The organism is Chondromyces crocatus (assembly GCF_001189295.1).
GTDB lineage: Bacteria > Myxococcota_A > Polyangia > Polyangiales > Polyangiaceae > Chondromyces > Chondromyces crocatus.
Map to the genome: position 1 here is coordinate 5,406,927 of NZ_CP012159.1, position 18,719 is coordinate 5,425,645.

General features: G+C 67.3%; 15 protein-coding genes. 11 read left to right on the forward strand and 4 right to left on the reverse strand.

Features of this window, described 5'->3' with window-relative positions:
* Nucleotides 1-581 precede the first annotated feature (581 nt).
* Together CMC5_RS42745 and CMC5_RS19880 are read left to right on the forward strand one after the other, a co-directional pair.
* On the forward strand, nt 582-1,442 hold the full coding sequence (locus CMC5_RS42745; protein WP_156339328.1) for a serine/threonine-protein kinase: 861 nt from the start codon (nt 582-584) through the stop codon (nt 1,440-1,442).
* Nucleotides 1,443-1,525: 83 nt separating this feature from the next.
* Entirely contained in the window at nt 1,526-2,098 is a 573-nt protein-coding gene (locus CMC5_RS19880) for a hemerythrin domain-containing protein (RefSeq protein ID WP_050431891.1), read from the forward strand.
* Nucleotides 2,099-2,135: 37 nt separating this feature from the next.
* Here CMC5_RS19880 and CMC5_RS19885 read toward each other — a convergent pair whose 3' ends face one another.
* Nucleotides 2,136-2,516: a DUF2752 domain-containing protein gene (locus CMC5_RS19885; RefSeq protein WP_050436017.1), complete on the reverse strand. Its 381-nt coding sequence runs from the start codon at nt 2,514-2,516 to the stop codon at nt 2,136-2,138.
* A gap of 74 nt (nt 2,517-2,590) precedes the next feature.
* Nucleotides 2,591-3,946: a zinc ribbon domain-containing protein gene (locus CMC5_RS42750; RefSeq protein ID WP_169796599.1), complete on the reverse strand. Its 1,356-nt coding sequence runs from the start codon at nt 3,944-3,946 to the stop codon at nt 2,591-2,593.
* Between the two features lie 504 nt (nt 3,947-4,450).
* Between CMC5_RS42750 and nuoE the strand changes: the two genes are divergently transcribed.
* The 9 genes from nuoE (at nt 4,451) to CMC5_RS19940 (ending at nt 16,179) form a co-directional block, all read left to right on the forward strand.
* Nucleotides 4,451-4,930 carry an NADH-quinone oxidoreductase subunit NuoE gene (gene nuoE, locus CMC5_RS19900; protein WP_050431894.1) on the forward strand — a complete coding sequence of 160 codons (480 nt, stop codon included), beginning with the start codon at nt 4,451-4,453 and terminating at the stop codon, nt 4,928-4,930.
* Between the two features lie 4 nt (nt 4,931-4,934).
* Nucleotides 4,935-6,287 (forward strand): NADH-quinone oxidoreductase subunit NuoF, encoded by a 1,353-nt coding sequence (gene nuoF / locus CMC5_RS19905; RefSeq protein ID WP_050431895.1) that lies wholly within the window; start codon nt 4,935-4,937, stop codon nt 6,285-6,287.
* Nucleotides 6,284-6,892, forward strand: a complete 609-nt coding sequence (locus tag CMC5_RS19910) for an NADH-quinone oxidoreductase subunit J family protein (RefSeq protein WP_050431896.1) — start codon at nt 6,284-6,286, stop codon at nt 6,890-6,892. Before nuoF ends, CMC5_RS19910 begins: the two co-directional genes overlap by 4 nt.
* On the forward strand, nt 6,889-7,200 hold the full coding sequence (gene nuoK, locus CMC5_RS19915) for an NADH-quinone oxidoreductase subunit NuoK (RefSeq protein ID WP_050431897.1): 312 nt from the start codon (nt 6,889-6,891) through the stop codon (nt 7,198-7,200). Before CMC5_RS19910 ends, nuoK begins: the two co-directional genes overlap by 4 nt.
* A gap of 1 nt (nt 7,201) precedes the next feature.
* On the forward strand, nt 7,202-9,760 hold the full coding sequence (gene nuoL, locus CMC5_RS19920) for an NADH-quinone oxidoreductase subunit L (protein ID WP_050431898.1): 2,559 nt from the start codon (nt 7,202-7,204) through the stop codon (nt 9,758-9,760).
* On the forward strand, nt 9,757-11,649 hold the full coding sequence (locus CMC5_RS19925; RefSeq protein ID WP_050431899.1) for a complex I subunit 4 family protein: 1,893 nt from the start codon (nt 9,757-9,759) through the stop codon (nt 11,647-11,649). The genes nuoL and CMC5_RS19925 overlap by 4 nt, the downstream gene beginning before the upstream one ends.
* Complete coding sequence (locus CMC5_RS19930) at nt 11,646-13,178, forward strand: NADH-quinone oxidoreductase subunit N (RefSeq protein ID WP_050431900.1); 1,533 nt, start codon at nt 11,646-11,648, stop codon at nt 13,176-13,178. Before CMC5_RS19925 ends, CMC5_RS19930 begins: the two co-directional genes overlap by 4 nt.
* 231 nt (nt 13,179-13,409) lie before the next feature.
* Entirely contained in the window at nt 13,410-14,357 is a 948-nt protein-coding gene (locus CMC5_RS19935; protein WP_050431901.1) for a hypothetical protein, read from the forward strand.
* 421 nt (nt 14,358-14,778) lie between these two features.
* Nucleotides 14,779-16,179 (forward strand): IgGFc-binding protein, encoded by a 1,401-nt coding sequence (locus tag CMC5_RS19940; RefSeq protein WP_050431902.1) that lies wholly within the window; start codon nt 14,779-14,781, stop codon nt 16,177-16,179.
* 68 nt (nt 16,180-16,247) lie between these two features.
* Here CMC5_RS19940 and CMC5_RS48580 read toward each other — a convergent pair whose 3' ends face one another.
* Both CMC5_RS48580 and CMC5_RS19950 read right to left on the reverse strand, forming a co-directional pair.
* A complete protein-coding gene (locus tag CMC5_RS48580) occupies nt 16,248-17,423 on the reverse strand; it encodes a tetratricopeptide repeat protein (RefSeq protein ID WP_156338737.1) in 1,176 nt (391 codons plus the stop codon).
* Nucleotides 17,420-18,595 (reverse strand): hydroxymethylglutaryl-CoA reductase, degradative, encoded by a 1,176-nt coding sequence (locus CMC5_RS19950; protein WP_082362634.1) that lies wholly within the window; start codon nt 18,593-18,595, stop codon nt 17,420-17,422. The genes CMC5_RS48580 and CMC5_RS19950 overlap by 4 nt, the downstream gene beginning before the upstream one ends.
* Between the last annotated feature and the right edge of the window lie 124 nt (nt 18,596-18,719).

Below are 18,719 nucleotides of genomic sequence, written 5' to 3' on the forward strand. Positions count from 1 at the left end.
GACGTCGAGCGTCGAGCCCCCTCCCTGCTGTCGCGGGTTCACGGAGTCGCTCGTCTCTCATCCTCCTCCAAGAGACCGCGGGGGGTGTGCTGCACCTCACCACCGATCGAGGAAAGTTCCCACCACGGCTACTCAGGGAACACCTTAGGGTAGAGCCTTCGCCGCCCTGAGCGGACCGGGGGCGTCCTCCGAAAAAACACTGAGGAATCCGGACGTAAGCTACACAGGGAAACCCCTGAAGACCCTCATCCAGAGCCCCCAAAAGGCTTGCGTGGACCCCCCGAAGATTGGACACTCATCAGGTATCCCCTGACGATGGTCTACCTGTGGAACCCGCACACCAAATACAGGGAGCGCTGATTCCCTCCGAGACCGCCCTGGGCAGGTCCTTGGCTGCGGTCGAGCGTTCTGGCTCACCAAATGGGGAGCATGTCCCAGGGCATCTGACCGGAATCGTCCGTTCTGGTGTGGTGCGCCACGGCACGCAGGGACGCGCCGTCGACTTCAACCATCCCTACGAGGGGCTGATTGGTACAGCCGTCGGAGGGATCTTCGTCGAGCGCCTGCTGGCCGAAGGCGGCATGGGGGCCGTCTATGCCGCCCGTGACGTCGAGACGGACGCGCCGGTCGCCCTGAAGGTCCTTCACCGCGAGCATGCCGGGGATCGGGGGATCCGGAACCGCTTTGCTCGTGAAGTGCGCTTCGCTCGTCGCATCGACCATCCGAACGTCTGTCCGGCGCTTGCGGATGGACATCTGGACGACGGCAGGCCGTTCTACCTCATGCCCCTCTACCAAGGGGTCACCCTCGGGGAGGAAGTTCGCCGTCATGGGCCGATGTCCCTCGAGCGAATGTTCGCCGTGGCGGATCAGATCCTTGCAGGCCTCGCGGCGATGCACGCCGCGAACGTCGTTCATCGCGATCTTCAGCCCGATAATGTCCTGCTCGTGCAGGCAGAGGGAGGCCTGTCGATCAAGCTGATCGACCTGGGCTTTGCTCATGAACCCGGCGTCGACACGGGCGACGGGCATATGCCCGACAGCCCTGGTGATCTCGTGGGCACGTTGCGGTTCATGTCGCCTGAGCAAGCGCTGCGCAGCCGAGCGATCACCGAGCGCAGCGATCTCTTCGCTGTCGGTCTGCTCCTCTGGTTCGCCCTCACGGGGGATCTCCCGTTTCGCGGTTCGACGGATGTCGACATGCTCGTGTCGATCGTCCGCTCGTCGCCCATTCCTTTGCGGCGGCGACGTCCGGATGCGTCGCGCGAACTCGAAGCCATCCTCGCTCGTGCCCTCGCCAAGCATCCAGACGCTCGCTTCGAAAGCGCGACGGAGATGCGCTCCGCCCTGGCAGATGTCGCTGAGCGCGCACGCGCCACTCACTCGCGATCGGCCTGCCGCTTGCAACGACCTCACGCTCGCCGGACGCTGCGTACTCCCTAGCTCACGGGGGGAGCAGTGCAGCGGAGTGGTCGAGTTGCAGGGGAGTGGGGCTGGACGGCCGCCGCTCCAGGGGGAGGGATCCGATGGACGCACTTGATCTTCTGGAGCAGCAGCACCTCGACATCGGCGGGCTCATCGATCGCATCGCCGCGGAGGCCAGCCCGGGACGGCGGACCATGCTGCTCACTCAGCTCTTTCGCCTGGTAGAGGCCCACGTCCGGATCGAGGAGACCTACCTCTATCCGGTCTGTGGCGACCGCATGAAGGGCGACCGCAGCCAGCTCCACGAGGCTTACGAGAAGCACGCGCTCATGCGTTTTGCTGCCGACAATTTGCTTCGTACGCGCGCAACGGACGTCCGCTTCGAGGCACGCTTGAAGCTGCTCAAGGGGCTCTTCGAGCAGCACGCGATCGACGAGGAGAGCTGGATGTTTCAGAAGGTGAAGCGCGATCTCACCGACGAGCAGCTCGATGTGCTCGGGGGGCACCTGGAGCGCGCGTATGATCTTCTCCTGCATCTCGACACGCCCGCGCCGGTGCGCGCACCCATGTCCCGACTTCGCCGTACGACGCGGAAGGGGGTCGCGCCGGAGCGCAACCGGGCTGCAGCCGAGCGCGCTGCGGTGTCGAACCGGCTGGCTCGTATCCGCGTGTGACCCGCCTGCGGGGGCGAAGACCCGCCCCTCTGCTCACTCACACGGGGACGGGGCCTCCGAAGGCGCCGAAGAACCGAGCCACCCACACGATGATGCCGAGGGCACCGAGCACGACGGCGATGGCCGTAGCGCCACGCCCTTGCAGTGATTCTGCAGCCGCGACCCGGCCATCTTTGACGTAGGCCAGGAGGTTGTAGCCGAGGACGAGGGCGACGACGGGGACCAGCACGAGGGAGAGAGGATGCAAGTGCATCGCCGCGCCCACGTGACCTTGTGCAAGCTCGAGCGAGGCGCGGGTCAGTCCACAACCCGGGCAGGGATGTCGGGTGACGATGGCGAAGGGGCAGAGCGGGATCCGGAGGGCGACCGCTCCTCCGAGCACGGCGAGTCCACAGGCGACCTGTGCGGCACGCCTCAAGCGGCTGCTGCTGCGGTGCGAGCCGAGCGTGGAGGGACCACGCTCAGCCTCGGGCGACGGTGCCCAGGAAGCACTCACACGGCGTTGGGATCCCAGACCTCGTTGAGGTCTTTCGCCAGCACGTACATCGGCAGGAAGATGTAGAGGACGATGCCTGCTGCCTGCGGATTGCGGGAGCCCGCCATCTGCTTGGCGCGGGTCACCTGCTCGGGGACCTTCACCCACAGGAAGTAGTAGTTCAGCAGCGGGACGAACATGTACCAGGGCTTGAACTCTTCATCCCGCGTGTACTGCTGAAGCTCGTTCAGCATCGTCCACATCTGGTAGAGGCCGTACAGGCAGCACACCATGCCGATGACGAGCACCATGACGGGATTGCGCGTCTCGCCCCGGAAGCCGCCCGGCTGCATGGCGCCCGGAGGGCCGCCCATGGGAGCCGCCCCGAACTGCCCTGGCGCGGCGAGGGGCGCTGGGGCCCCCGGAACTCCATAGGCTCCTCCGGGGGGCGCGCCGTACCCAGGCTGGTGGCCCATGCCACCCTGATCCACACCCGGTCCACCGAAAGCGCCTGGGGGAGCAGAGGCTCCCGGTCCACCGTAGCCCCCGGGCGGAGCGCCGTAGCCACCCGGAGCACCTCCGGGCGGAGCACCGTAGCCCCCAGGCGGAGCGCCGTAGCCACCCGGAGCACCTCCGGGCGGAGCGCCATAGCCCCCGGGCGCCCCTGGCGGCGGCCCACCAAATCCACCCCCCGGGTCACCGCCGGGAGGAGCCCCATAGCCACCTGCGCCCGGAGGGGCGCCGTAGCCTCCGGGAGGCTGGCCGCCGGGAGGGGGGAACGAACCTGCTGAGCCTCCTCCCGGGGGAGCACTCCCCGAGCCGAAGGGCGACATCTGGTCGATGGCCAGGGTTCCTCCCAGCGGATTCATTCCGCCGGCACCCTGACCATAGTCGGGCGGAGCACCGGGCGGTCCAGCTGCCGCGCCGGCAAATGCTGGCCCCGCTCCCGGGCCGGGGGGGGGACCCGCGGGAGGACCAGGAGGAGCGCCGTAGCCACCAGGCGGAGCGCCGTAGCCACCAGGAGGAGCGCCGTAGCCACCAGGCGGAGCGCCGTAGCCGCCAGCATCAGGAGGAGGAGGAGCGGGAGGAGGGCCGGCAGACATGCCGAGGCCCGCAGGGGGCACGCCGACGACCGTGCCTGCCAGTCCCTGGTTCAGCGGGGCAGGAGCCCCGGGCAACGGCGCGGCAGGTGAGTGGACAGGGGGCCCTGCCATGGGTGCGCCCGGCGGGCGGGGAGGACCGGCCGGAGGCTGCTGATTCATCAGCATGGTCCCCTTGAACTTCGGGGCGGCAGCTCCCTTGAGGTTGAAGCCGCACTTCATGCACGTGGACGCCGTTTCTGAATTCTGCGTTCCACAGTTAGGACAAAACACGCACCACCTCCGGCGAGGAGTTCGCTGCTGCTCGCGCCCTGCGCGCGTTGCGAAGTGGCGCGGAGGGTACTGGAAGGGACGCCCAGGGCTCAAGTGGAAGAAAAGGAGAGTGCCTGGGCGGTGCTCGGCCCTTCACTTGGTGACGGCCGGATGTCGACCCAGGCCGTGGCGCGGGGGCTCTTGCGTTTCGTCCGCGCCCGCGGCATTACGCTGCGCGCCTTGACACAACCTGGCGTCGCTCACTAGCGTGCGCGCGCTTCGGGAGTGGCTCCGCAAACGGCAAGCAAAGCAGCCGACGTGGCGCGGATCTCCAGCTTCAGCTGGTTTCGCACGCGAAGGCTGGTCAATGAGGAGTACGTCCCCTAGCGGGGGCGTAACCCCATCGCCGACCTCCAGGTGGTGCCTTTGCTGTTCATGAAAGGGCCACCGCGAACCCGAGTCGGCCTCGTGCCGCCTCCTGCGACCCGAGGCAGTAGGGAGCCAGCGACCGTGCCAGCAGCCGACATGACCTCTTTCGCCCTGAGCCCCGAGCGAGAGCTCGAGTTCGAAAAGATCCTCGCGCGCTACCCGAACCGCCAGGCCGCTTGCATCCCTGTGTTGCATCTGTGCCAGGAGCAGAACGGGTGGGTCTCCGAGGACGTAATCAAGTGGGTGGCAGAGCGGCTCGACCTCTCTGCTGCCCATGTCCAGGGCGTGGTGACCTTCTACACGCTCTTCAACCAGCAGCCGGTGGGCAAGCACCAGGTCTGGGTCTGCCAGACGTTGAGCTGCGCGCTCGCGGGGGCCGATCGGATCCTCCACCACTGCGAGAAACGCCTCGGCATCCACGCGGGTGAGACCACGAAAGACGGCAAGGTCACGCTCCGCACTGCGGAGTGCCTCGCCTCGTGCGGCACCGCCCCGATGATCCAGGTCGACAAGGACTACCACGAGAATCTCACGACCGAGCAGGTCGACGCGATTCTCGACCGCCTCACGAGGTGACCGGATGCTGCGCCAGACGAAGTATCTCTCCAAGCACTACGACGTTCCGGATGGTCATCGGCTCTCCGTGTACGAGCGTGACGGCGGGTACCAGCAGGCGAAGCGCGCCCTGCAGATGAGCCGCGACGATCTCGTCACCGAGATGAAGGCCGCGAACATCCGCGGACGTGGCGGTGCCGGGTTCGCGATGGGCGTGAAGTGGAGCTTCATGCCCTGGCCTCCCAAGCCAGAGCGCCCGCACTACCTCGTCATCAATGCGGACGAAGGCGAGCCGGGCACGTTCAAGGATCGCACCTTGATGGAGAAGGCGCCCCACAGCGTGATCGAGGGGTGCATCATCGGCTGCTTCGGGATCGGTGCACACGCCGCGTACATCTACGTGCGCGACGAGCTTCACCTCTCGAAGGAGCGTCTCTGGGGCGCCATCGAGGAGGCGCGGGCCAAGGGATATCTGGGGAAGAAGCCGTTCGGTCTCGACTACCCGGTCGAGGTCTACGTGCACACCGGCGCTGGCGCCTACATCTGCGGTGAGGAGACCTCGCTGCTCAACTCCCTGGAAGGGAAGCGCGGCGAGCCTCGGCTGAAGCCGCCGTTCCCTGCACAGTATGGCGCCTTCGGCATGCCCACGACGGTCAACAACCTGGAGACCATCGCGGCGGTGCCGCTCGCCCTGGAGATGGGCGGTGATGCTTTCTCGAAGCTGTCTTCGCTGCACGATCTCAAGGATGGGGGCTGCCGCCTCTATGGCGTGAGCGGTCACGTCAAGAACCCTGGGGTCTTCGAGGCGTGCGTCGGCCTGACGCTGCGCGAGCTCGTCTACGATCTCGGCGGAGGCGTGAAACACGGCGAGCTGCTCGGCGTGATTCCGGGCGGTTCTTCCTGCCCCATCATCCGCGCCGACGACATGGTCGACGCGCCCGATCCCAAATCGCCGCTCCACCCGTGGCACGGCAAGAGCGCGCTCGACGTCCCGATGGGCGTCGATACGTACCGCGCGCTCGGGACCATGCTCGGCACCTGCTGCGCGATCGTGCTCAGCGACAAGACCGATCCGGTCCTCGCATTCCACAACCTCATGCGCTTCTACCGACACGAGTCGTGTGGTCAGTGCACCCCGTGTCGCGAGGGGAGCGCGTGGCTGTTCAGGATCCTCGATCGGATGGTCGCCGGACAGGCGACCATCGAGGAGCTGGACCGGCTCCACGAGATCGCCGACAACATCATGGGCAACACCATCTGCGCCTTCGGCGAAGGGACGGCGATGCCTGCGATGGGCTTCTTGCGGAAGTTCCGCAAGGAGATGGAGCAGTACATCCGGACGAAGGGTAAGTCGTCCACTGGGGTGCTAGCGCCGTGAAAGTATTCGAACTTGCCTTCTTCGGCCTCGCCTCGCTGATGGTGTTGCTCGGCGGCGTCTCCACGGTCGCCGCGCGCAACCCGATCCGTGCTGCGATGGGGCTGCTGTCGACCATCGTGGGCATCGCGGGGCTGTACCTGATGCTCGCGGCGGAGTTCCTCGCGGCGATCCAGATCCTGGTCTACGCCGGCGCGGTCGTCGTCCTCTTCCTGTTCGTGATCATGCTCCTCGGCCCGTCCGCCACCTCGGGTCGGGACACGCGCAGCGCGGTCCCCCGCTACCTCGGAGCTGGCGTGCTCCTGGCGATCAGCCTCGGATCGCTGGCCCTCGTGCTGTCGGCGAGCGCTGGTCCCTCCGCCCTCCCCGAGGCGCCCAAGTCGCTGGGTACGGTCGAAGGGCTCGGGCGTGAGCTGTTCACCCAGGCGGTCGTCCCCTTCGAACTCGCGGGCGTCTTGCTCCTCATCGCCGTCATCGGCGCCGTCGCCGTGGCGCGAGGTAAGCAGGCGGATTCCACTGGCGTCGCCCCCTCGCCGGAGAAGGACGAGGACAAGGCGTCCACGCCGGCCGTGCTCTCCACCCAGAAGCCCAAGGACGTCCACTCATGAGCAGCGTCCCGATCGAATACTATCTGGTGGTCGCCGCGGTGCTGTTCGTCACGGGAGCGACCGGGTTCCTCCTGCGCAGGAACCTGCTCATTCTGTTGATGAGCATCGAGCTGATGCTCAACGCGGTGAACCTCACCCTGGTCGCGTACAACCGGATTCACCCGCTGAATCACAGCGGTCAGATCTTCACCTTCTTCGTCATCGCCGTTGCTGCCGCCGAGGCGGCGGTGGGGCTCGCCATCATCCTGGCCTTCTACAGGGTCCGACGGACGATGCGCTCTGACGAAGCCGATCTGTTGAGGAGCTAGCGTGGAAGCCCTGAGGACTCTGTTCCCCGAATCGGACTTCACCCTGCTCGCCGCCATTCTGTTGCTGCCCGCTCTGGGCGCGCTCGTGAATGGACTCTTCGGCAAGCGACTGGGGAAGGAGGGCGTCCGTTTGATGGCGCTCTCCGCGCTCGGCGGGTCATTCCTGGCGAGCGTGCTGACGTACCTGCTTCTCCCTGCAGAGGGAAAGCTCTCCTGGAACGCGTGGCGATGGATCACGGTTCAGGGGTGGCACGGTCAGTCGATCCCCATCGACGTCAAGTTCTCGGTCGACGCGCTGAGCGGCACGATGATGCTGGTCATCACCGGGGTCGGCTTCCTCATTCATCTGTACTCGAGCGAGTACATGAAGGAGGACCCCGGCTATCACCGCTTCTTCGCGTACCTGAACCTGTTCTGTTTCGCGATGCTCGTGCTCGTCATGGGCGACAACCTGGCCATGCTCTTCGTGGGCTGGGAGGGGGTCGGCCTGTGCAGCTACTTGCTGATCGGGTTCTGGTACGGCGAGGACAAGAACGCGTCTGCGGGTAGAAAGGCCTTCGTCGTCAACCGCATCGGTGACTTCGGCCTGCTCGTGGCGATGGCGCTCATCGTCTATTACCTGGGCACCGTCAGCTTCGACGGCATCCAGGCCAGTGCGAACGGGCTGCTCCAGAACCTGCAGGTCTGGCCGATCGGCAACCTCTCCGTGAGGACGCTGCCGAGCTGGCTGCACTTCCTCATCCCCGATCAACCGATCACGATCCTGGCTGCCACGGCGGTCGGCTTGACGGTCTTCCTCGGGTGCGCGGGCAAGAGCGCTCAGATTCCTCTCTACATCTGGCTGCCGGACGCGATGGCCGGCCCGACCCCGGTCTCCGCGCTCATCCACGCGGCCACGATGGTCACCGCCGGAGTGTACCTCGTCGCTCGGATGTCGGCGGTGTTCGTGCTGTCCCCGGCAGCGATGGCCGTGGTGGCCGTCACCGGCGCAGCCACCGCCTTGCTGGCGGCCTCCATCGGGCTCTTCCAGAACGACCTGAAGAAGGTGCTCGCCTACTCCACGGTGAGCCAGCTCGGGTACATGTTCATGGGCGTCGGCGTCGGCGCGTTCGCCGCCGGCTTCTTCCACGTCTTCACCCACGCCTTCTTCAAGGCCTGCCTCTTCCTCGGGGCTGGCTCGGTCATCCATGCGATCCACGTCCGTATCCACGACACGGATCGGTCGCAGGACATGAAGAACATGGGCGGGTTGAAGGCTTACATGCCGATCACCCGATGGACCTTCCTGGTCTCCTGCTTGTCGATCGCCGGGTTCCCGTTCCTGGCGGGGTTCTGGTCGAAGGACGAGATCCTCTGGAAGGCCTTCTCGGTCGACGTGCTCGTCGCCAGCGCGCCGGGGATCGCGCCCTGGACCTGGCCTTCCTGGCTGGGCCGCGCGATCTACTGGGCTGGCGTGATCGGCGCGATGCTCACGTCGTTCTACATGTTCCGAGCCTACTTCCGGACCTTCCACGGCGAGTTCCGCGGCTGGAAGATCGATCCCCTCTGGAAGGACCCTGGGCACGGCCACGACGACCATGGTCATGACGACCACGGCCACGGTCACGAGGAGGAGCACGGTGAGATCACCGGGCCCGTCCCCCACGAGTCTCCTGTCGCGATGACGATCCCGCTCATCGTGCTGGGCCTCTTCGCCGTGGGCGCTGGCTTCTTCGTGGCCGAGCCGATCCACGTCGCTCCCCTTGCGCACAAACTCGAGCCCGTGTTCGCGCTGAGTTCCCGAGCCATCGGGGTGCGTGCCGGGGCCGAGGGCTTGATGTGGCCGATGATGCTGCCCGGCGTCGCCGCGTTCCTCATCGGCACCATGGGAGCCATGGTCGTCTACCTGAACCGCCGCGGCGAACCCGAGCGTCGCTTCGCGGCGTCGTTCCCCCGGCTGCACGCCCTCATCTACGACAAGTGGCGCATCGACGAGCTGTACGACGCCACCGTGGTGGGGATGGTGGACGCCCTCGCGGACATCTTCACCATCGCCGACAAGTGGATCATCGACGGCATCCTCGCCAAGTTCACGGCCGCGCTCGTGGGCTTCCTCGGCACGATCCTGCGCGCCTTCCAGACGGGTCGGGTGCAGGTCTACTCGGCCGCGATGGTGCTCGGCCTGGCAGGGGTGGGCTGGTTCATGGTCCGACCGCACGCCACCGCGACCGTGAATGAAGAAGCGCTCCGTCGCAGCGGTGAGGTCAAGCTCTCGGCAGCGCCCGGCTTCGGCTACTCCTACCGCTGGGACGTGCCCGAGACGCCCGAAGGGGCCTTCGCCGCCACGCCAGAGCAGCTCGTGACGCTCAAGCCGGGTGAGACGAAGGAGGTCACGCTGCGTGTTCGCAACGCCTGGGGCAGCGAGTCCAGCAAGACCTTCACGTTGAGCCGACCGACAGGTGGAAACCGTGGCCCGGTCGATCCCGCTGCGCTGCCGATCCCCAAGGTCCCCACGTTGCCCACCGGCACGATACCGGCGGAGCAGATCCCCAATCTGATCCAGCCGAAAGGCCTGCAATGAGTCCGTTCGACCTGGTCATCAAGTACTGGCTGGCGCTCGTGGCCGGTATCGTTGCGGGAGTTCTCCCCCGCGGCGATTTCCCGGCACGCAGGCGCCTCGCGCTGGGACTCATCACGGCGTTGACCGTGGTGAGCGTCCAGTGGCTGTGGCCCGTCGAGGCAGCGGCTGGGCAGGACACCGAAGAGTGGCCGCACCTGCTCAACCTGCTCATCGGGCTCCCCATCGTGGGCGGGGTGGCGCTCCTGTTCATCCCCCGCCAGATGCTGTCGCTCATCCGCGGCTTCACCTTGGCCGTCCTCGGCGTGGGCTTCGTCGCCTCGCTGGCGCTCCTCACCGTGCCCATGACCGCGGGTTGGCACTTCCAGTACATCAAGGACTGGATCCCCTCCGTCGGCATCCGCTGGCACGTCGCGGTGGACGGGATCAGCCTCTGGTTGATCCTGATGACGACGTTCATGGCGCCCATCGCGGCCTATGCGTCGTTCGGATCGATCAAGACGCAGATCAAGGAGCTCGCCATCTGCCTCCTGCTCTTGCAAGGAGCGATGCTGGGCGCCTTCGTCGCGCTGGATCTCTTCCTGTTCTTCGTCTTCTGGGAGCTGATGCTCGTACCGATGTACGTGATGATCGGCATCTGGGGCGGCGCCGAGAAGATCAAGGCCGCGTTGAAGCTCTTCATCTACACGATGGCGGGCTCCATGCTGCTGCTCGCCGGGATCCTGTACGTGGTCTGGGCGCACCAGAAGCTGACGGGAACCTGGTCCTTCGACTACCTCGCCCTCTCTCGGGTGGCGCTCCCCTGGACCGCTCAGGTGGTCTGCTTCTTCGCCTTCTCGATCGCGTTCTTCATCAAGGTTCCCATGTGGCCGGTCCACACCTGGCTGCCTGACGCACACGTCCAGGCGCCCACGGGGGGCTCCGTCATCCTGGCGGCCGTGATGCTGAAGCTCGGGACCTACGCCTACCTGCGCTTCTCGATGGGCCTCTTCCCTGGACCTGCCTGGAAGTACGCCGCGAACATGGCCGCCGTGGCGATCCTGGGCGGCATCCTCTACGGAGCGCTGGTCGCCTGGAAGCAGACGGACGCGAAGCGCCTCGTCGCGTACTCCTCCGTGGCCCACCTCGGCTTCGTGATGCTGGGTCTGTTCGGTGCGACGGCGACCGGCATCCAGGGCGCGGTGCTGCAGATGGTCAACCACGGCATCTCCACCGGCGCGCTCTTCCTCCTCGTCGGCGTCATCTACGACCGCCGCCACACCCGGCTCATCGCCGAGTTCGGTGGGATCGCCAAGGTGATGCCCATCTACGCGGCGCTGTTCGTGGTGGTCACCTTCTCGTCGATCGGCGTCCCCGGGACCAACGGCTTCGTCGGGGAGTTCATGGTCATCATCGGGACGGCCACCTCGAAGGCGCTCGACAGGTTCGCCGGCATCCAGACCATCGGCGCAGCGGCAGGCGTCATCCTCGCTGCCGTGTACATGCTCAGCATGGTCCAGCGGGTGTTCTTCGGACCGCTCACCCACCCGAAGAACAAGGCCTTGAAGGACATCTCTCCCCGAGAGTCCGTCGCGCTCGCTCCGCTCGTGCTGATGATCTTCGTGATTGGCCTCTTCCCGTCGATCTTCCTCGACCGGATGAAGGACTCGGTCGCGATGGCCAGCACCCAGTTCAAGGAACTCTCGGAGCAGTCGATCGTGTACGCGCGTGACACCGCGCAACTCCATCCGGTGGAGGCCTTCCCTCCGGCCTTCCTGAAGGGGGCTCCCGGGTTCGACGGAGCATCTGACGAAAAAGAACCGGAGCACCCGGACGACCATGATCATGGCGCGCATGGTGCGGTTCCTGCGAAACGGGACGGCGCGCTCGCCGAGCGCGGAGGCAACCGATGATAGCTGATGCGTTCCTCGCGGCAGCCCCCCTGCTCGTGGTGGCCCTCGGGGGCTGCCTCCTCATGGTGGCCGAGGCGTTCTCCAAGCACGGCCGGGACGAGCAGGACTCGCGGAGCAGTGGCCCCAGCGCGGATCTCGCGCTGGGGACGACCATCACCCTGCTCGCGGGCGCCATCTTCTCCGCAGGCGTCTGGTTCATCGGGCCCGATCAGCTCCCGGGCGCGAAGATCCTCGCGCCTTACCTGATCCTCGATCGGTTCAGCCTGTTCTTCTCGTTCATCCTCTGCATCGGTGGAGCCCTGTCCGCGCTGCTCGCCGGGGGCTACCTGCCGGAGCACAAGCTCGACCGCGGAGAGTTCTACCCGCTGCTCATCTTCTCCACGATGGGCGCCATGATGCTTGCGTCGGCCGGGGATCTGCTCTCGCTCTTCATCGGGCTGGAGACCATGTCCCTCGGCGTCTACGCGCTCGCCGGCTTCCGCCGCGCGTCTCCGCGGAGCACCGAGGCTGCGCTGAAGTACTTCTTGCTCGGCTCGTTCGCGGCAGCGCTCCTCCTCTACGGCGGCGCCCTCATCTACGGCGCCACGGGACACACCGACCTTGCCGGCATCCGGCAGGCCGTGACGGCGCCCGTCACCTCGGAGAGCGTGTTGAACCCCGCCGTGCTGCTGATCGGCGTGGCGCTGGTCATCGTCGGCCTCGCGTTCAAGGTGAGCGCGGTGCCGTTCCACATGTGGACCCCGGACGCTTACGAAGGAGCGCCGACACCCGCCACGACCTTCATGGCCGTCGCGGTGAAGAGCGCCGCCTTCGCCACGCTCGTCCGCGTGCTCCTCGAGGCCTTCGGCGATCCGGCGCTCGCCTCCTGGGGAGCTGGCTGGCCGCCCATCGTGGCCGTGATGGCGCTGGTCACCATGACCGTCGCCAACCTCATCGCCGGGCGACAGGAGTCGGTGAAGCGCATGCTCGCCTACTCCAGCATCGCCCACGCCGGCTACGTGCTGGTGGGCGTCGTGTCGGCGATCAAGCTGGGGGGAGACGCTCAAGCGAGCGTGCTGTTCTACCTGCTCGCCTACACGGTCTCGACAGTGGGAGCCTTCGGGGCACTCATCCTCTGCGGCAGCCGTGGTGCCGAGGCCGTGAGCTACGAAGACCTGTCGGGCCTGGGTCGACGCCACCCCGCCGCGGCGATGGCCTTCGCCTTCTTCCTGCTCTCGCTCGCCGGGACCCCGCCGACGGCCGGCTTCTTCAGCAAGTTCTACATCGTGAAGTCGGCGATCGGCGCGGAGCACTACGTGCTGGCCGTGGTGCTGGTCCTGAACAGCGTGCTGTCGGCCTACTACTACCTGCGTGTGCTGGTCTTCATGTACATGCGTGAACCCGTCCCCGGCGCGCCGCTGGCTCGACCGATGCGCTCCGGTTACGTGAACACGGCACTCATCGTTGCGGCGGTGGTGGTGCTGGTGCTCGGCGTGTTCCCGTCGACGTACCTGGAGATCGTCGCTCAGTCGGCGCTTGCTTCCCGCTGAGGGAAGTCCCTCCTCTTCGATCCTCCACTCACTCCGGCAGAGCGTGGTAACCCCATGCTTCCAGGTGGCACCTCCCGAGGGACGCAGCTCCGGCGGTGTCGCCACTCACGTCGGTGAAGACCAACTCACCTGGCAGTGTGCCAACAGCGTTGACGCCTTCAGTGCCTCGATGAGGCACGGCAGCCAAGGTCGCAGGTGTGGACCAAAGGTTGCCAGCGAGGAACCACCCCCATGAGCATGCGCAGCCATCATCACGAAAGCGGGAGCAGGTCGGCACGTTCGAGGAACGCGCTTCATCTCGGCGGTGCCGCCCTTCTCTTCGCGGGGCTCGTCGCGTGCGAAGGCAAAGGCAAGGACACAGCTCCCGGCGAAGCGACCTCTCCCTCGGCTTCCGTTGCGCCTCCTGCAGCCGTCGCCTCTTCCGCATCGGCATCGGCCACCTCGCTCGCCGAGATCCCGCTCGCGCCCGACGTGATCAGCAAGGTGGTGAACCCGAAGAACGAAGCGCCTTACAGCGGGCCGACGGGCACCCTCAAAGGACGGGTCACCATCAAGGGCTCACCGCCGCCGGAGACGCCGCACACCTATCCCGTGGGCAAATGCGGTGAGGCTGCGGCGACGTACGGGCGCCTGTTCCGCGTGGGCCAGGACAATACCCTCGCCGACGCGCTCGTGAGCGTGATCGGGTACAGCGGCTACGTCCCCGCGAAAGAGAAGGCCGCGAAGATCACCATCCACGGTTGCGCCTTCGCTCGCAGGACCGTCGCTGCCACCTTCGGCCAGCGGATCGAGGTCTCGAACCTGGACGTCATCGAAAGCTACATGCCCTACCTCGACGGCGCCCGTACGCACGCGGTGCTGGTGGCCATCCCGCGAGGGGACTCCGTGAAGCTCTACCCGCCCCAGGCTGGCCACTACATGCTTCGTGACCAGATGCCGAAGCCGTTCATGACGTCGGACGTCTTCGTCCTCAAGTATGCCACCCACGACGTGACCGAGCTCGACGGCACCTACGAGATCTCGGGGATCCCGGTCGGTAATGTCACCGCTGTTGCCTACCTGCCGGTGCTCAACGACGAGACGCAGAAGGAGATCGTCATCAAGGAGGGCGAGAACAAACTCGATCTCGAGCTCACCTTCGATCTCGACAAGTGGAACGCACGACAGAAGAAAAAGTAGTCGTCACGCCGCGCTGACGGCCCACGAATCCATACCCTGTGCGACACCTCTGCCCGCTGACGCTTCCCTCACCGACCCTGCGTGATTTCGTCCCCTGACCTGCGCGAGGAGCAGCCGGGCCGGACATCGATGCGCGTCAAAAGCCTGCGCCTTCGAGGTTCTTCCTGTGACGAACGCTCAAAAGGGCGATAATCCTCGCATGCCGCGATCGCTTGCTCTTCTCGGTTGGCTCCTGACGGCTGCGACCGTCGCAGCAGCGGGAGCCTGTCTCGGAGACAACCGGGTCCTACCCGGGCAGGGTGGAGGCGGTGAAGGAGGCGGGGCTTCGGGGGATGGCGGGGGAGGGGACTCCTCGGATGGCGGCGGTGCAGCTGCTCGCGAGCCGACGACCTGTGAGGAGGCCGAGAAAGCGCCTTCTCACATGGGATGCGAATTCTGGCCGACGGTTGGGCCCAACCCGGTCTGGAGCGTCTTCGACTTCGGCGTGGGTGTCGTCAACGTGACGGACGAGGAAGCCTTCGTGAAGGTGACCCGTGGCGGACACGAGGTGAGCACCGAGCTGCTCCCGCCCCGCTCATCGCGCACCCTCTATCTGCCCTGGCTTCCAGCGCTCAAGGGCGATGACTGGAACTCGTGCACCAACATGACGCCAGCGAGCCAGAGCCACCGGGCGCAGAACGGGGCCTACCACCTGATCAGCTCCCGCCCCGTCAGCGTCTACCAGCTCAGCGCGGTCCAACCCGGCCCTGCCGCTGGCCCTGAAGGGAAGGACTGGAGCGCGTGCCCGCCAGCGGACAACATGGGCTGCTCCGGGACCCCTTGTTTCTCGTACTCGAACGAGGCGTCCCTGCTGCTCCCGACCAGCTCCCTCACCGGGAGCTACCGGATTACCGGCTACAACGGCAACATCCTCTACAACACGGCGCCCTACCTGACCGTCACTGCGACGGAGGCGAGCACCCTGGTCAGCATCCGCCTGTCCAGCACCGGCCACATCGCCGTTGGGAACGACATCCTCGCTGCGGGCCCTGGCGGATCCATCTCGCTCACGCTGCAGCTGGGCGAGGTGGCGCAGATCCTCGGGACGCCCACCTCCGACTTCAGCGGCAGCTTGGTGAGCGCAAACAAACCCGTACAGGTCCTCGCTGGCCTCCCGTGCACCATGATCCCCATCGAGGAGTTCGGCTGCAGCCACATCGAAGAGGTCGTCCTCCCCGCCGAGACCTTCGGTCGCCGCTACGTCGTCCCTGTCCCCGTCCGACCTGACGGAGAGCCTGCGAGCCACATCGTGCGCCTCTATGGCCATGTCGACGACACCAAGCTCACCTTCACCGGGATCACGCCCCCCAATGCTCCCTCTTCCCTCGATGCAGGAGACATGGTCGAGCTCGGGCTCGTCAGCGACGACTTCGAGGTGAGCGGCGACCACGCGTTCGGCATCTCCATGTTCTCGCTCGTGCGTTCGGAGCTGGACCCGGAAGACGCACCAGGAGGCCCGACGCAGAGCGCGGTGATCCCGGTGGAGCAGTACCGCGCACGCCACAGCTTCTTCACGCCGGCGGGGTACGACGTCGTCTACGCCAACATCGTGCAGCCCCTGGGGGCCACGGTGACCATCGACGGCGCTCCCGTGCACGCCGTCGTCACGCCGATCAACGACGACTTCGGCGTCGCGCGCGCCCTGCTCGGTGCCGGGCAAGCCGGCATGCACGTGGTGGAGGCCTCCGAACCGATCAGCATCCAGGTCCAGGGGTACGGTACACGCGCTGGCTACCAGTACCCCGCGGGGCTGCGTCTCGAGCACCTCGGCGCGAAGGACTGAGTTCGGAGGCTCGCGTCTCTCTGGCCAGCTCGGCGGCGAGTTCGGCCCGAGGGGGTCGGTGCTCGACTCTAACTTCCGCCGGCGGCGCTCCGGATGCCTTGCCCAGCAAGCCGCCGTCGCACCCGCTCCGCCACACCCACCGTCAGCGCATCCCCCGACCCCTCGGGCACCGGCCCCAGCCACGCCTTCGCCGCCTCGCCGTCCACCCGACGCGCGAGCAGCTCGGCGAACAGCAACCTCGCCAGCGTCGACGGGGGCGTGAGGACCTCTCCAGCTCCCGGCATCCCCCTCCACGCCTCGCGGAGTCCCGCTTCATCGCCGACCAGATCCGAGGCCACGGCCAGCGCAATCCGCGCCGAACCGCTGGCCGGATCGGCCCCGAGCACCAGCTCCGCCTGCGCGTGTGCCTCGGCGGTCCGACCCAGCGCCGCCGCGCGGACCGACAGCTCCGCAGGCGACAGCCGCGCCTTGCGAGCGCAGCGCCGCGCCTCCTCCAGATCCCCGCGCTCCAGCGCCGCATCCACCTGGAGCAGCGGCGCGAACCCCGGCAGCTCCTGCGCGAACCCGCCCGCATGACGCGGTGACAGCGCCGCTGCCCGTCGCGCCGCGAGCGTCGCCTCCACCTCGTCCCCCTGCCTCCGCGCGAGCTCCGACAGGGCGACCCATCCCGTCACCGAGCGCGGGTGCCGCACGGTCCACCCCCTCAGCGCTCTCCGCGCCTCATCACCGCGCCCCTGCTTCTCCAGCAGCTCCACCAGCAGCAGCCACGCTTCTTCCTGATCCGGATCGAGCGCCACCGCCTGCTCCGCGAACCCCAGCGCCTGCGCGAACCGACCCCCCTCCCGAGCGCACCGTGCCCGCTCTCGCCACAGCGGCTCGTAACGCGCATCGCGCCCCATTGCCTTCTCGAACGCAGCCTCGGCGTCGCCCCCCAGACGGCACCGCAGCGCACCGATCCGCGTCCAGATCTCCGCGCTCCCCGCGTCGGCGCGCTCCGCCCGACTGAACGCTTCGAGCGCCTCGGAGAACTCCCCTCGCGCCTCGGCGTTCGCCCCGATCGCATAGAGCGTGTACGCGTACGGCGAGATGAAGCGCCCCTCGATCAGCTCCCCACCGATCGACCGGGTCACCGTCGGCGCCGCGCAGCCCACCGCGACCAGCGCTCCTGCCACGCCGATGGCGCAGTGAAGCCCGCTTCCCCAGGAAGACCTGGACCGTGGCCCGCGCGAGGAGCAACCCGTCACGGCGTGATCCTACCCGTCGACGCCCGGTGATGGAGGGACATGTGACCCCGCTGGATCCCCTCCGTCGACAGCGCGCGCAGCGCGGCCAGGTTCGTTGCCAGTCCTGCTGCACCCATCACCATCGCCAGCTCCCCGGCCGACCGCGTCCCGATCAGCTCCAGCGCCAGCCGCGCCCCACGGTGTGCCCGCAGCGCCCCGCCCACGACCCCCACCGACAGCGGCATCTCCAGCTCTCCCACGAGTTCCCCGCCCGCGAGCCGCCACGTCGCCAGCGGCTTGTAGACCCCACTCCGCGCCGCGTACGCGTGGGCTGCCGCCTCGATCGCCCGCGTATCGTTCCCGGTCGCCAGCGCCACCGCGTCCACCCCGTTCATGACCCCCTTGTTGTGGGTCACCGCCCGGTACACATCCAGCTCGGCGAAGCGCGACGCCGACGCGACCCCGTGCGCCGCAACATCCCCCGCGGCCCTGCTGCACCCGAGGGCCTCGAACGGCACCCGCGCCCGGACCCGCACACAGCGCCGATCGCAGTAGTTCGACAGGATCCGCAGCCCCAGCGTCCCCCCCGCGAGCTCTGCCACCCGCGGCCCCAGCGCCTCGGCGATCCCGTTCAGCAGATTCGCCCCCATCGCGTCACAGCAGTCCACCAGCACGTGCACCACCAGGAACCCGTCGCCCAGCGCGCGGAACTCCAGCTCCGTCGCCCCGCCCCCGCGTTCCACCAGCCCCTTCGCCACCTCGTTCGCCCGCCCCAGCAGCTCCGCTTGCGCCTCCCGCAGCCGCCCCAGCGCCTCCTCGGGCTCGGACACATCGTGGACCTCGATCTGCGCCGCCATGATCGACCGATCCACCGATGCCTCGAACCCACCGCCGGCCCGCGTGCGTTTTGCAGCGTGCGACGCCGCCGCGATCACGCTCGGCTCCTCCGTCGCCATCGGCACCAGCACATCGCGCCCGTTCACCTGGAAGTTGAGCGCCACCCCGAACGGCAGCCCCAGCACCCCGATGGCGTTCTCCACCATCGCGTTCGCCGTGGCCTCCTCCAGCCCCGCGTTGGCGAGCGCCGTCGCGAAATCGCCGGGCTCACGCCCCAGGGTCTCGGCCAGGCAGCGCAGACGCTGCTCCAGGGTCATCGTGCGGAAACCGGGGAGCTGGGAAGTGGAGACACTCATCGCTGGCCCCGTATAGCGCAGCAGCGAGGTGTTTTCTTGGAGACTCCGTGGCGTTTCCAGGCAGCGGCCGTCAGACCGCCGCCCGTCTGCGCGCTCAGCACCCCCTGGCGGGCCAGCTCACCTG

Excerpts from the sequence above, each read along its gene's own strand:
- CMC5_RS42745 (WP_156339328.1), top strand. The coding sequence starts at position 582 with ATGGGGGCCGTCTATGCCGCCCGTGACGTCGAGACGGACGCGCCGGTC.
- CMC5_RS19880 (WP_050431891.1), top strand. The coding sequence starts at position 1,526 with ATGGACGCACTTGATCTTCTGGAGCAGCAGCACCTCGACATCGGCGGG.
- nuoE (WP_050431894.1), top strand. The coding sequence starts at position 4,451 with ATGACCTCTTTCGCCCTGAGCCCCGAGCGAGAGCTCGAGTTCGAAAAG.
- nuoF (WP_050431895.1), top strand. The coding sequence starts at position 4,935 with ATGCTGCGCCAGACGAAGTATCTCTCCAAGCACTACGACGTTCCGGAT.
- nuoK (WP_050431897.1), top strand. The coding sequence starts at position 6,889 with ATGAGCAGCGTCCCGATCGAATACTATCTGGTGGTCGCCGCGGTGCTG.
- CMC5_RS19925 (WP_050431899.1), top strand. The coding sequence starts at position 9,757 with ATGAGTCCGTTCGACCTGGTCATCAAGTACTGGCTGGCGCTCGTGGCC.
- CMC5_RS19930 (WP_050431900.1), top strand. The coding sequence starts at position 11,646 with ATGATAGCTGATGCGTTCCTCGCGGCAGCCCCCCTGCTCGTGGTGGCC.
- CMC5_RS19935 (WP_050431901.1), top strand. The coding sequence starts at position 13,410 with ATGAGCATGCGCAGCCATCATCACGAAAGCGGGAGCAGGTCGGCACGT.
- CMC5_RS19940 (WP_050431902.1), top strand. The coding sequence starts at position 14,779 with ATGGGATGCGAATTCTGGCCGACGGTTGGGCCCAACCCGGTCTGGAGC.
- CMC5_RS19950 (WP_082362634.1), bottom strand. The coding sequence starts at position 18,595 with ATGAGTGTCTCCACTTCCCAGCTCCCCGGTTTCCGCACGATGACCCTG.